The sequence below is a fragment of the Pedobacter frigoris genome, assembly GCF_032678645.1.
Lineage (GTDB): Bacteria > Bacteroidota > Bacteroidia > Sphingobacteriales > Sphingobacteriaceae > Pedobacter > Pedobacter frigoris_A.
Genome location: NZ_JAVTSP010000001.1, coordinates 378685 through 391930 on the forward strand (window position 1 = coordinate 378685; position 13246 = coordinate 391930).

10 protein-coding genes are annotated in these 13246 nt (G+C 41.0%); 4 read left to right on the forward strand and 6 right to left on the reverse strand.

The genetic code is table 11. The features are described 5' to 3' along the window. Positions 1–25: 25 nt before the first annotated feature. Complete coding sequence (locus R2Q78_RS01730; RefSeq protein WP_316788297.1) at positions 26–1186, reverse strand: FecR family protein; 1161 nt, start codon at positions 1184–1186, stop codon at positions 26–28. Between the two features lie 82 nt (positions 1187–1268). Beyond that, positions 1269–1883, reverse strand: a complete 615-nt coding sequence (locus R2Q78_RS01735; protein WP_316788298.1) for an RNA polymerase sigma-70 factor — start codon at positions 1881–1883, stop codon at positions 1269–1271. A 228-nt stretch (positions 1884–2111) separates the two neighbouring features. Between R2Q78_RS01735 and R2Q78_RS01740 the strand changes: the two genes are divergently transcribed. Genes R2Q78_RS01740 through R2Q78_RS01750 form a run of 3 tightly spaced genes read left to right on the forward strand, consistent with a single transcriptional unit; the run spans position 2112 to position 5961 of the window. Then, positions 2112–4562 carry a TonB-dependent receptor gene (locus R2Q78_RS01740; protein WP_316788299.1) on the forward strand — a complete coding sequence of 817 codons (2451 nt, stop codon included), beginning with the start codon at positions 2112–2114 and terminating at the stop codon, positions 4560–4562. Positions 4563–4601: 39 nt separating this feature from the next. Then, on the forward strand, positions 4602–5783 hold the full coding sequence (locus R2Q78_RS01745) for a PepSY-associated TM helix domain-containing protein (protein ID WP_316788301.1): 1182 nt from the start codon (positions 4602–4604) through the stop codon (positions 5781–5783). Further along, the gene (locus tag R2Q78_RS01750) at positions 5767–5961 is read left to right on the forward strand and encodes a hypothetical protein (RefSeq protein ID WP_316788303.1); all 195 of its coding nucleotides are present in this window, start codon (positions 5767–5769) and stop codon (positions 5959–5961) included. Before R2Q78_RS01745 ends, R2Q78_RS01750 begins: the two co-directional genes overlap by 17 nt. A gap of 12 nt (positions 5962–5973) precedes the next feature. Here the strand turns inward: R2Q78_RS01750 and R2Q78_RS01755 are convergent, their stop codons facing one another. From R2Q78_RS01755 to R2Q78_RS01770, 4 genes are all read right to left on the reverse strand, one after another. Further along, positions 5974–8193, reverse strand: a complete 2220-nt coding sequence (locus R2Q78_RS01755; protein WP_316788305.1) for a PAS domain S-box protein — start codon at positions 8191–8193, stop codon at positions 5974–5976. 46 nt (positions 8194–8239) lie between these two features. Next, positions 8240–10672 (reverse strand): prolyl oligopeptidase family serine peptidase, encoded by a 2433-nt coding sequence (locus tag R2Q78_RS01760; RefSeq protein WP_316788307.1) that lies wholly within the window; start codon positions 10670–10672, stop codon positions 8240–8242. Between the two features lie 92 nt (positions 10673–10764). Then, positions 10765–11217 carry a GNAT family N-acetyltransferase gene (locus R2Q78_RS01765; protein ID WP_316788308.1) on the reverse strand — a complete coding sequence of 151 codons (453 nt, stop codon included), beginning with the start codon at positions 11215–11217 and terminating at the stop codon, positions 10765–10767. Between the two features lie 22 nt (positions 11218–11239). Then, complete coding sequence (locus tag R2Q78_RS01770; RefSeq protein ID WP_316788310.1) at positions 11240–11593, reverse strand: MmcQ/YjbR family DNA-binding protein; 354 nt, start codon at positions 11591–11593, stop codon at positions 11240–11242. A 65-nt stretch (positions 11594–11658) separates the two neighbouring features. Between R2Q78_RS01770 and R2Q78_RS01775 the strand changes: the two genes are divergently transcribed. Further along, positions 11659–13242: a Na+/H+ antiporter gene (locus R2Q78_RS01775; protein WP_316788312.1), complete on the forward strand. Its 1584-nt coding sequence runs from the start codon at positions 11659–11661 to the stop codon at positions 13240–13242. Positions 13243–13246: the final 4 nt, after the last annotated feature.

The following is a 13246-nucleotide window of genomic DNA, read 5'->3' on the forward strand; positions in this document are numbered from 1 at the left end:
TATTAGAGGTAAAACTGTTTTGTTATTATTTTACAATAAGCGTTCTCCCTTCTTTTTTTACGTTAATACCATTGATTTCAAGTAGGTTTATCACCTCATTCAGATTGAGGTTTCTTGGAACTTTAAAGTGAAAAAGATCGTTAGCGGATTTGCTTTCAAAAACTATATCAACATTATACCACCGCGATAGCTGTTTCATGATGCTCCCGAGATCAGACTCGTTAAATTGAAAGAACCCATTTTTCCATGCTGTACTTTCTTCGGTATCTACAATACGTGTGGTTAAATTACTGTCATCCAGGATAGCTTGTTGGCCGGGAAGCAGCGTAGCGGTTTTTCCTGTACCAACCTGCGATACCTTTACGGCACCTTCGAGAAGTGTCGTTTTTGTCACAGCTTCATCAGTATAACTATTTACATTAAAATGGGTACCAAGTACTTCAATTTCCTGTTTGTCTGTAGCCACAATAAAAGGATGTTTCTTATCTTTTGCTACCTCAAAATAGGCTTCTCCCGACAATTCAACCTTCCGTTTGTTACCATTAAAGGCCGTAGGATATTTTAATGAAGATGCCGCATTGAGCCATATTTTGGTGCCATCAGGAAGATTGATCTGGTACTGCCCGCCACGTGGTGTGATAACTGTATTATAAGCCGGACCTGCTTTAGTATCACTTTTCTTATTGGTGGCTATATGATAAACCAATTGTCCGTCTTTCGTTTTGGTGATTTCTATTCCAGCCTGTTGGGCAATGCTGCCACTCCCTACGCTGTCCAGATAGATTACTTTTCCATTTGCCAGTGTTAAAGTGGCTTTGTTGCTACCTGGAGGAATGTCACTTAACGTTTCAGTATTCCGATCAAAAGCAGGCTTGTCAGATTTATAGAAATAAACTGCTGTGCTTAAAGCGATCAATACAGATGCTGCCGCTGCATACCTGTACCATTTTATTTTTTTAACAGGAGATTTTTCGTGCGGCGTTAAAATCTCAGCCAGTATATCTTCCACATTTTCCGGTGTCTGCAGTTCAGTGGTATTCATTTTATTCCAGGTGCCGTCCAGAAGGGTTGCGATCTGCGGATCATCGGAATTAGCGGCTATGATCGAAAAAAGTTCTGCACGTTCCTCTTCAGTGCAGGTTTCTTCAACATATCGCTGGTATAGATAGTCTAATTTTGTATTCATAGATAGGATGTTTTTATGCCCCCTTTCTTATATAGACCCTCAGGAGGGAGAAGAGGAGTAGTGAACAATAAAAAAAAGTTGATTAATGCTTTTCAGCGAGCAAAGTCATGAGGATTACCAGTACGGCAATATCAGTATGGGTGCTTACATAATTGCGGAGGAAACGCAGGGCATGTTGCATATGAGTTTTCACGGTTAGTCTGGAGATGTTAAGTTTTTCAGCAGCTTCTTCGTATTTAAGGCCTTCCTGGTGACACAGGTGGTACACCAGTTTTTGCTGTGGGGGTAGTTTTTCAATGGCCTGGTTTAAAATCTTTTCAGAATCCTTAAAAATAATGTATTCTTCAGTATCGTTGTGATTTTCCCGGTAATCGTCAGCCATTATTTTATTGGTCCTGACTTCCAGCGCCAGCCTTCGCAAAACTTTTAAAGTGTGATTTTTCGTAATTACACGCAGATAAGCATCCAGGTTTTCAATAGAGGTCAACTGCTGGCCCAAGTTCCAGATTTTTACAAACACCTCTTGCGTAATTTCTTCTGCAAGGGATTCAGATTTGACAATTTTTAAAGCATAAGTATAAACCTTAGGGCTATATCGATGAAAAAAGATGCTGAAAGCCCTTGAGTCACCCGTTGAAACTTGGTGTAAAAGTGCTTTTTCGTCATTAAAATCTGCATCAAGCTTCGATTGTGTCATGTTCTTCGGAAGACCCGCTGGTCGGTATATCGTTCCCCAAAGTAAAGATAAAAAAATGACCGTTTTCTTCCAAGCCCGTATGATTTTGAATTTTCCTTGAAGAAACCTCTAAATAGCCCTTGAGTATGACTGATAAAGTCGAGTTAATGGTGTTTATTTAGATTAATAATAAATAGTTTGTTTAGAATTGTTTTAAATAGTAGGTTTGTGGCCATCAAACATATAACCATGATAAAAACCATTACCAATTGCATTTTTCTATTGTTATTTTCTGTTGGCTTGTCATTTGCACAAACCGGAAACATCAGTGGTTCCGTGAAGACGTCTGATGGAAAGCCAGCCGAACTCGTAACTGTAAACATTAAGGGAACAGGTAAAACAGCTTTTACCGATAAAAAGGGAAGTTATCAGTTGAAAGGAATAAGAAGCGGAACATATGTGCTGACAGCAACATTTATAGGACTGGTAAAACAAGAACAGACTATTGAAATTAAATCAGGCGAAACTGCATCTGTTGATTTTATACTGAATGAAAATGCTGATCAATTGCAGGAAGTGATCATATCTTCCAGAAACGTAAATAAAGTGACGGCAGCTGTAGCGAAGATGCCACTAAAGAACCTGGAAAACCCGCAGGTATATAGCTCTGTATCTTCAGAAATTTTAAAACAACAGGCCATTAGTAACTATGATGACGCGATGAGGAATATCCCTGGTATCTCAAGGACATGGGAATCTACGGGAAGGGGCGGTGACGGGGCTTCATATTTTGCATTACGCGGTTTTGAAGCGCAGCCAAGTCTGATTAACGGATTACCTGGTCTAACCAGCGGGAATCTTGACCCAGCGGGTGTAGAAGAAATACAAGTGATGAAAGGCCCTTCAGGTACACTTTTCGGCGCCAGCTTTTACGGTTATGGTGGGATCATCAATACGATTACGAAAAAACCTTATGATCGCTTTGGAGGTGAAGTAGCTTACAACTTTGGTAGTTTTGGCTTAAACAGGGTTACTGCTGACATCAATACTCCTTTAAGCAAAACAGAGAAAATAGCATTTAGGGTAAATACTGCTTATCATACAGAAAATAGTTTTCAAGATGCAGGATTTAAAAAGTCTTTTTACATCGCTCCAAGTTTAGCGTATGAAGTAAATGAAAGGCTTTCCTTCCATGTGTTTACTGAAATTTTGCAGGAAGAAAGGGCTGTAGCACCAGTGTTTTTCCACTCCAATAGAGATACAACGTTGATCTTTAAAAACTTGAAAGAGTTAAACTTGAATAGGAATCTTTCCTTTGCAAGTAATGATGTCACTATAAAAAATCCAAGATACAATCTTCAGGGACAGATGTTATACAAATTGTCAGATCAATGGTCTTCTCAAACTGTGATTTCCAGAGGGAATGTAAGATCAGATGGTTATTATACTTATATCTGGGACGATGCATATCTGGAGACGGGTGGCGCAAACAGGGATAATTATTTTGACCAGTATTTTCATAAAGAACAACAATCTACCAATACAACAGATATCCAGCAGAACTTCAACGGGGATTTTAAAATCGCCGGGTTGAGAAACCGGCTTTTGATTGGACTGGATTATTACAGCCGCAATGTGATCGATAATGGTTCGGGATGGGCCTTCGTAAGACAGGTAACTCCGCAAAGCAGCGAAGTGACAATTGATAAAGATGGGAATGAAGTTGATCCTGTGTACCTGAGTCAGGCTTTGGTGGATAAAGCTGTCGCGGATGCCGGAGGTGGAAGTCATACCAATATCAAAAATAGCATTTCGAGTGCTTACGTATCAAATGTACTGAACTTTACGCCTTCATTAAGTGTAATGGCAAGCCTAAGAATGGATTATTTTAACTCTAAAGGTGATATCAATAAGGCAAAAGATGAGACAGAGGTTTATCATCAATTGGCGCTGTCACCTAAGTTTGGTGTGGTCTTCCAGCCGGTTCTGGACAAAGTATCAGTTTTTGCAAATTATATGAATGCATTTTTTAATGTAAATCCACGTGAAGTATTTGACGAGAATATGGTAAGTCAGGGCGTAAAGTCATTCAAGCCTGAGCAGGCCAACCAATGGGAAGTGGGTGTAAAGACAAATCTCTTTTCTGATAAATTATTTGCGACATTCTCTGTATACGACATTAGGGTTTCAAACAGGGTTTATGATACACCAATTACTGCTGTACAAGGTGGAAAGACAGGGAGTAAAGGTTTCGATTTTGATTTGACTGCAAATCCTTTTCCCGGTTTTAATGTGATTGCCGGGGTTAGCCATAGCCGAATTAAAGTGCTTAAAGGCAATACAGGTACACCTAATGATTTTTACAATGAAGAAGGTCGTAGCCCAGGTGGACAAGGACCTCAGGATTTGGCCAATTTATGGGCAACCTATAAATTCGGACATGGCAAATTGAAGGATTTTGGTATTGGATTAGGCGGTAACTATGCCGGAGTATATAAAGTAATAGACAATAGTGCTACCGGAGTGTTTGAATTACCAAGTTACACACTTATTAACGCGAGTGTGTTCTATAATTCTGACAAATACAGGTTTACGTTTAATATGAATAACCTGACCAACGAAGCATATTATATTGGTTATTGGTCGGTAAACCCGCAAAGACCGAGAAACTTCGCCGCAAGTTTTGCGTATAAGTTTTAAGTGTAAATGATTACCTTAATAAAATGAATTTACGGGCTTATGAAGGCTAAGACAATAAAAAACTGGTTTAATATTCATAAATGGACCAGTCTGGTATGCACGGTGTTTTTACTGATGCTGTGCCTGACTGGTTTGCCATTGATATTTTACGAGGAAATCGATCATTTGCTGGGCAAGGAAATAGAAGTTGCTGCATTAGCTCCTGGAACCCCATTGCCTTCAAAAGATGCTGTGCTCGATGAGGCCTTAAAACACGTACCTGTAAAGGCTGTTAAATATGTGTCCTGGGATACAGATCACCATCCCGGACAAATGTTTGTTGTGGTAGCTGACTCTAGTGAAGCACCTATCGAAGCAGATCATTATTTAAACATGAATGAGTATACAGCCAAAGTACTGGAAACTCCACCAAATGAGATGGACTTTATGCTTGTGATGTACTACCTCCATGTGGAAATGCTCGCTGGGATACCGGGTAAGCTCTTTCTGGGTTTTATGGGATTACTTTTTATTGTAGCCATTATTTCAGGTGTTGTACTCTATGGGCCTATCATGAAGCGGTTTGATTTTGGAATGATCCGAACCGAAAAATCGCGAAGGCTAAAGTGGCTGGATTTGCATAATCTACTTGGAATAGTAACACTGGCCTGGGCATCGGTTGTAGGGCTTACAGGGGTGATCAACACTTTGGTAGACCCTGCGCTGGAGAATTGGAAGGCTGGTCAGCTGGCCGAGATGATCGCAGGTTATCAGAATAAACCAAAAGTATCCGGGACATTAAGTTCGCTGGATGCCGCTGTTCAAACAGCTAAGGCGGCAGCTCCGGGCATGGAGGTGTCATTTGTGGCCTATCCGGGAACACTTTATTCCAGTAAATATCATTACGCTGTATACCTTATAGGAACTACTCCGCTAACTTCAAGGATTATTAAACCTGCATTGATAGACGCTAAGACTGGTGAACTGACCGATATGAGAGACCTTCCATGGTATTTGAAAACAATTTTTATCTCTCAGCCTTTTCATTTTGGTGACTACGGAGGGATTCCCATGAAGGTCATTTGGGCAATTTTTGACATCGCTACGATTATGGTACTGATTTCAGGAATTTATCTTTGGATTGCGAGGCGCAAGGCTAAGTCGGCGCAATTAAAAAGACTACTTGGAGAATCGGAATCACTAACTTTATCAACTATTCAGGAAAATGCAGGAGAAAAATAAACTCTTTTTCAAACTATGGGGCATTCCCGTTTTGTTGGCAGTGGTAACCATCATAGGGCTGTTGCTGGCTATAATGGGACTGGGGATATGGCACATCTTTTCCTGGGTAGCATTGGCTATTCCCGTTTACGTGATGATCAGATATGGATTGGGATTTTTTAAGCGCATAGCGCGCTAATTTCGGTTTACATTAATCAATGACATCTTTTTTTGGTATCAGGAAATAAAAACAGGTACCTTGTTGCCGGTCACTTTCTGCCCAGATATGTCCACCATGTTTATGTACAAAATCATAGCACAGGCTTAGTCCTAGTCCTGTCCCTTTTTCACCGGAGGTACCATACGTCGTATAGTTTGTATTCTTGTCAAAAAGTGTTTTGATTTTTTCTTCCGGAATTCCAATACCGTTATCACATACGGAGAACAGTACCCCATTTTCTTTATTCTGGATTGCCAATATGACATTACCACCAGAATGGGTGAATTTTATAGCGTTGGCAAGCAGGTTACGGATAATGGTTTCTAACATGTCTTTATCTGCACTGAATTGAAACTGCCCATCTACTTGCTGAGTAATTTCAATTTGCTTCTTGGCTGCCATTGGCCCAATGGTCTGGATGGATTTTGCAAAAAGAAGAGTAATATCATCAATAATCTCTGGATTGAAGCTTATGGCATTGAATTGTGATTTTGCCCAGGTTAACAAGTCTTCCAAAAGGCTGTTGGCATTGGAAAGCTCCTGTTTCATCAAAGAAAGATAAGTATGTACCTCATCAGCAGAACTGGAAGCAAAATCGGCCAGGGTGAGATCCAGCAGTTGCAGACTACCTGATATTGGATTGCGAAGGTCATGACCAATGATGGACAGAAGTTTGTTTTTCTGTTCATTAGAAGCGGTCAACTCGGTATTTAAAGCTTTCAGTTCGTTTTCATGGAATTTTCTGGCCGTTACGTCTCGCATACTGCCTTCGGTGGCTACTATAGTACCATTTTCTACCACCAACCTCGCATTAACGGAGGCATATCGTAATTCCTTATCTTTTGTCTTAAGTCTTACCTCAAAATCAATCACAAATCCGCTGGTACGTAATGTCTCAATTATTCGTTCACGGTCCTGCTCATAAAAATAAAAATCAGATACCGGCTGTCCAATAATTTCTTTGCGGGAATAACCTGAATATTGTTCAATTGAAGGACTGATCTCTGTCACCAGCCCATCCTGATCAGTTTGGTAAAATACATCCTGAACATTTTCAAATATAGTGCGGTATTTTTTTTCGCTGAGCACCAGATCATTTTCTATTTCTTTTCTCCGGGTGATATCTTCAATTTGAGATACATAATATAAGGGATTGTGCAGGCTATCATAAAGCATCGTGGCTGCGATAACAACCCAGATCACATGGCCATTCTTATGTAAGTACCTTTTTTCAAATTTAATTTTATCGATCTTTCCGGTACTAAGATCCTCTAGACGTGAGGCAGTAGATATAAGATCTTCGGAATGCGTGAGTTGCCGTATATTGAGCTGTTTCATTTCAGTTTCGGAATACCCCAGCATATCGCATAAACTTTTATTTACGCGTTTGAATGTTCCATCCGGTGTAAGCAACGCCATTCCAATAAGCGAATGTTCAAATGCCAGTTTGAATTGAGCTTCACTCTGATACAGTTCTTCTTCCAGAAGTTTGTTTTTAGTGACATTAAAAGCTATAGAGCCGATCATGTTTCCTTCACCAGCTTCATCGATAAAAGGAAATTTATAAACTTTATAGATTTGAGGATGCCCATGTTGGTCTCTCACCGTCTGATGAAAGCTTTTTCCTTCTCCGGACTTTAAAACCAGGGCGTTACTTTCCTGGACATTGCGGGCGATATCGTAACCAAAGATATTGTTATAATTTTTTCCGATTACATCACTGCCCAGGCGGAGTGTATCAAAAAAGCATTTATTGGCATATTTCAGCGTATTCGTATGATCTACTATCCAGCACAAACCAGGTAGCTCATCCATAAACAGCTGAAACCTTTTCTCATTTAAAGTTATATTTGTTTTATGGGTAACATCCTCACTCGACATCATCATGCCACCTATTGCTCCATTTTCGTCCAGCCAATGCCTTACTTCCCATTTCAGCCACATTAATGTACCATCTGCACGCATAAAAGGATCATTTTCACAATTCTGGTCTTTCCCCAACATGCAATCGGAATGGATTTTTTTCCAGACATCTCCAATTTCCGGAAATACTTCATAATGAGACCTGCCAATAAGTTCCTGATCTTCCAGATGGTAAAGACTAATCCACTTTTCTGAAACAGCGATATATCTCATTTGAGTGTCTACAACAGCTAAAGGGACCGGGGATACTGAAATAATATTTTTAAAAGCGGGTAAAAGGCTACTCATGGTTAGGGTTAGGGGATGATTTTTACAATAGGATAAACAAATATAGCTATTTCAAGCTCCAATTGTTGTCATAAAAGCCTGCATATTCTACTTGATCAATGCCGTCTGTAATCATTTTGAGCCTGAAAACCATAATGTCAGGAAAACCGCTGCCACCCGCAAAGTACTGATTGGCATTCGCCGCATTCATACCCTTCAGTCCGCTACCGGAAATGACTGAAACGGTATTTGATGGCGTGCCCGCAATAGGCCAAACGAAATAGGCACCGAGGTCGTCACCCGTTATTTTTTTGCTTCCTATAGCAACGGTATTTTTGTTGACTTGAACAGGGCAGTCGGCCAATAGCGTTTTCCATGCTGAATTGGTTGTCGCATTGCCAATCAATATTACATTTCGGCCTGCATATTTTGCCTTTGAATAATCTTTGTCAGAAACGATGTCCAGAGCGCCGTTGCCTCTGTAGTACCAGCTTTCCGCATCAAAACGAGCCTTGGCGATACTCCAGGCTTGTTCTTCTTTTGTTCCCCCGGTTCCATACACATATACCATGTTTTTGTTGAAACCTTCCTTGAAAGTACCATAGCGGTGGGGCCCTTTAACTTTCATATCAGGGACCTTCGTAAACTGCCAGGTATTTCCCTGCCTTTCCAGAAACAGACTATCTGTAGTAGAGACTGTGGTGTAGTTAAGTGTGTTCAGACTATCCAGCCGGATGTTTATGGTCTTGCCTTGCGGAAAATCTGATAGGCTCAGTTTTAGCAAGGCTACATTTTCAAGGTTTCCACTGATTGTACCCGAATCCAGATTTCTGCTTAGTTTTATATTACTGTATTTCAATGGAATGATCTGTTGATGGATACTCACCCAGTAATTAGAAGCCGATATACCCGGACTGGCAGTTGTAAAGTCAATCGTCTCTACCGATTTAGATACAGGTATTTTGTGCCATTTGAAAAAATCAAAAATAGGCAGCCAGTCTACACTATGATTGCCATACCAATGTGATCCTCCGGGATACTCATAGTAGCTCATGTCGGGATGAAATGCTGCCAGTTGGGATTTCATTTGCCTTGCGTATTTCACAGATACTGTTTCGTCGGCATCCCCATGCAATACATACACCCCAAGCTTTTTATAATTGTAAGCCAGTTTAGGCACATCGCTCTGATTACTTGTACGTAGCAGCAGCTGTCCCAATTCAGAACTGCTGCTTTCCGGGATCAGTCCATCAGCAGAACCATAGCCCTTTAATGTAGGGTATCCTGCACAAGGAGCTATTGCGGCCCATTTGTCCGGATAGGTAGCGCCAAGAAACCAGGTACCATGTCCACCCATGGAGTGGCCTGTCAGATAGATGCGTTGTGGGTCTGGCTGCAGTTGTTTTTTTGCGATATTCAAGACTTCCAATGCATCAAGCCGGCCCCAGTCTTCCCAGTTAAAACCCCTTGGTCTCCGATTGGTTGGAGCCACCAGACTTCCCCAGTCTTTAGATTCGTAGGCCCTGGCCTGACCAATTGCTTCTACTCCGGCACCATGTACAGAAAAGAATAATGCTGCATTTTTTTGCTCACCACCAGTTTGTGGTGCTACGGCAAAGTATTGGAGGCTTCCATCGATGCCGCTCACAAATGTTTTGGCGTATTTATCACCAGGCTTTGCGCTTTCTATCTTCAGCGTTTTCTGATCAATAACTTTGTTTTCCTGAAGCAGTGACAGCAAGCAGTCATTTTGCCCCTCTGAAGCCGCTTTTTCTGGATCGAAATCAAAATATACCTTTCTGGTGCTATATGCCGGAACTGCGGGTAAAGTGGTGGTCATTTCTTTTCCACCCAAACTGCTGCGCATTTTTAGTTTATTTAGTGTTACAGCCGATGAATTCACCACAACTATTGCCGCTTTCAATGATATAATACCGCGGACTCCCGGAATAACAGGAACTGTAGGATCGTTTATATCCAGGAATATCGGGGTAGAAGGAAACGTAAGGACAGTTTGTCTTCCAAGCCCGCGTACGAAAAATTCATTCTTCCCTTTTTTTAGTTTTAAAGGTATATTCATCCAGCCGGCAGCATAAGGGTCACCCATATGTGGTTCACCATTTATAAACACTGTCGCATTGCCTGTGATATTTAATACTGCAGATTGAGCTTCGCTGGCTACATATTCATAATAAACATAACCGTTAGAAGCTCCTCTTCCCCTGAAACGGCTCTCCCCATCAACTGTTATCTTCGTCCATTTGATGTCGTTTCCATCTTTGTCTTTTCCAAAAACCTCTCCCTCAACAGGTGTACGTAAAGTATTCGTGTATAATGCATAAGCCAGGGGATCTGTATACAGCGCCTCTCTGCCATAGCTGGTGCCAGCCCTTAAAAGCAAGCCAGAGGTAAAAGTATGTTTATTTTGTGCAGATGAAGGAAGGACAATACTATTCAGCAGGAAAAGTATGAATCCACAATAAGATGAAAATTTAGCCATCCTTAAATGTAGGAAAAAATTACTTTTCTTCGTGTTGAGATTTAAATACGCAATAAATTAAAAAGCGATCATCTTCTTATCCCCGAAAATAATTATACATGCGACAAACGTTTCTGAGCCCAGTTCTCATAACTGAGTTCAAATTTGATCTCTCCATTAGGATAAATGCCAGCTTTGGTCCAACCCTGGAGCTGATAAAAACGTTCTGCGCGCGTATTTGGAGCAGTACCTAATACCACTTTATCTTTTCTCTGCCCGAAGTACCAGTCCATCATTAAGCTGTGTAATTTCTTGCCTATGCCTTTTTCTGCGAATTCAGGATCCACAAATAAAGCCCAAACGCTTTTGTCTTTTAGATCGATAATAGAGAAGCCCACCAATTGACCATCAACCTCACATACCCAACCTTTTCCCTTTTCTGAAATGTAAAATGCCACATCTTTATCTGGAACAAGGTCAGGATTACTCAATGTATTTTCTTTGACCAGGTGTCTCACTACTTGCATTTGTTTGATGTCCTGAAGTTCTGCAGTTCTAAAAATCATTCTAAAAAATTTAATATATATATCAGTTTCCGGTAATAGCTTCCTGCAGATTTTTTGGCAGGCTGCCCACTACCAGTTCATAAGAATGATCAATCAGTTCCCGGATCAATGCAGGCTTTAATCCGCCATCCATATAGACTGTATTCCAATGTTTTTTGTTCATGTGAAAGCCCGGAACAACCTCATGGTGTTGTTCGCGTAGTTCAATGGCACGCTCTGGATCACATTTGGCATTGAAACGGTTTGCTTCTTCCAATCCAATCAGCAGAAAGATCTTACCGCCAACTTTAAATACAAGGGTTTGTTCACCGAAAGGGAGGCCTTCGGTAGTTCCGGGTTTGTTTAGGCAATAGTCTCGTAAATCTTCAATATTCATAGACAACGTAAATGTACTTTGTTTTATCTATAAATCATATATTTGATATAAACACATCTACCTTAATGCATACTATTTTACCCTTTTTACTCGCAATGGTAGCCGCAATTGTGCTATTGAATATGTGGGCAGCCAAACTTAAAATTGCATACCCGATTCTGCTGGTGGTTGCAGGTTTAATTGTCAGTTTTATCCCCGGATTGCCTGTTGTAAAGATCAATCCAGATCTGATTTTCTTCATATTCCTGCCGCCACTTTTATTTGAGGCAGCCTGGTCTATTTCATTTAAGGAGATGAAGAAATGGTGGCGGATCATTGGGAGCTTTGCTTTTCTGGTAGTGTTTTTTACAGCATTCTCTGTGGCGCTGGTTACCAATCACCTTATTCCGGGTTTTACTATTGCTTTAGGCTTTTTACTGGGTGGTATTGTCTCGCCTCCTGATGCTGTAAGCACTGGTGCCATTACAAAATTCGTGAAAATCCCAAGATCTACATCAGCCATTTTAGAGGGAGAAAGTTTATTGAACGATGCTTCATCGCTGATCATCTTTCGCTTCGCATTGGTGGCAGTAGGTACAGGCCAATTCATCTGGCAGGAGGCAGTAGTCAGCTTTCTTTGGATAGTAATTGGCGGAGTTGGTATTGGTTTGTTATTAGCATGGATATTTGTACAGGCACATAGGCGCCTGCCTACAGACGCTCCCTCGGATATAGCCCTCACACTCATAGAACCTTATTTCATGTATTGGATAGCAGAACAGCTACATAGCTCAGGTGTATTGGCAGTTGTAGCCGGTGGTTTGTTTATGTCTTCTAAAAGGTTGATCTTTTTGAACAGTGCCAGCCGTATCCGGGGATATAGTGTATGGGAAAGTTTCGTGTTTATACTTAATGGTATTGTATTTCTGATCATAGGGCTCGAATTACCTGAAATTGTAGGTGGACTACGTTCAAAAGGAGTTCCACTGGGCACTGCCATTGGCTATGGCGTACTGGTAACGGGTGTGCTGGTGGCTGCAAGAATGATCAGTTCGTATGCCGCATTAATCTCTACGCTCATTTTTCGACGGGGTGTAATGCCTCATGCCTCTTCAAGAAAAAGACGCTGGATGATGCCATTGTTATTGGGATGGACGGGAATGCGCGGAGTAGTTTCATTAGCCGCAGCTCTGGCTATCCCTGTGAAATATGATCACGGAAATGTTATTCCACATAGAGATTTGATTTTGTTCATCACCTTTGTGGTCATACTCCTGACCTTGTTGGTGCAGGGACTTACACTTCCATATTTTATAACGCGTACACGTTTTTTTGATGGTGTATTTAATGAGGAAGCAGAAGACATGGCCAGAATAAAAATGAAACAAGGGCTAAAACAGCATGTTTATCAATTCCTGAAAACCAGGTATGGCAATGAGGAAGGCGATCATGCGGGTATGAGGAAATTCCTGAGTCAGTGGGAAGAACGGGCAAAAGCTACCGACGATAGTTGGATGAATGAAAAGATGAAAGTTGTTTTTATAGAACTACTTGAAAGCCAGCGACAATATCTTGTAGAACTCAATAAAGACTCTAAAATTGATGAAGAGCTTATCCGGCAGCAGTTGTACCAGATTGACCTGGAAGAGGAGCGACTGAAGATTATTTAATTTT

Coding starts and splice junctions, on each gene's coding strand:
- R2Q78_RS01730 (WP_316788297.1), bottom strand. CDS start 1,186: ATGAATACAAAATTAGACTATCTATACCAGCGATATGTTGAAGAAACC.
- R2Q78_RS01735 (WP_316788298.1), bottom strand. CDS start 1,883: ATGACACAATCGAAGCTTGATGCAGATTTTAATGACGAAAAAGCACTT.
- R2Q78_RS01740 (WP_316788299.1), top strand. CDS start 2,112: ATGATAAAAACCATTACCAATTGCATTTTTCTATTGTTATTTTCTGTT.
- R2Q78_RS01745 (WP_316788301.1), top strand. CDS start 4,602: ATGAAGGCTAAGACAATAAAAAACTGGTTTAATATTCATAAATGGACC.
- R2Q78_RS01750 (WP_316788303.1), top strand. CDS start 5,767: ATGCAGGAGAAAAATAAACTCTTTTTCAAACTATGGGGCATTCCCGTT.
- R2Q78_RS01755 (WP_316788305.1), bottom strand. CDS start 8,193: ATGAGTAGCCTTTTACCCGCTTTTAAAAATATTATTTCAGTATCCCCG.
- R2Q78_RS01760 (WP_316788307.1), bottom strand. CDS start 10,672: ATGGCTAAATTTTCATCTTATTGTGGATTCATACTTTTCCTGCTGAAT.
- R2Q78_RS01765 (WP_316788308.1), bottom strand. CDS start 11,217: ATGATTTTTAGAACTGCAGAACTTCAGGACATCAAACAAATGCAAGTA.
- R2Q78_RS01770 (WP_316788310.1), bottom strand. CDS start 11,593: ATGAATATTGAAGATTTACGAGACTATTGCCTAAACAAACCCGGAACT.
- R2Q78_RS01775 (WP_316788312.1), top strand. CDS start 11,659: ATGCATACTATTTTACCCTTTTTACTCGCAATGGTAGCCGCAATTGTG.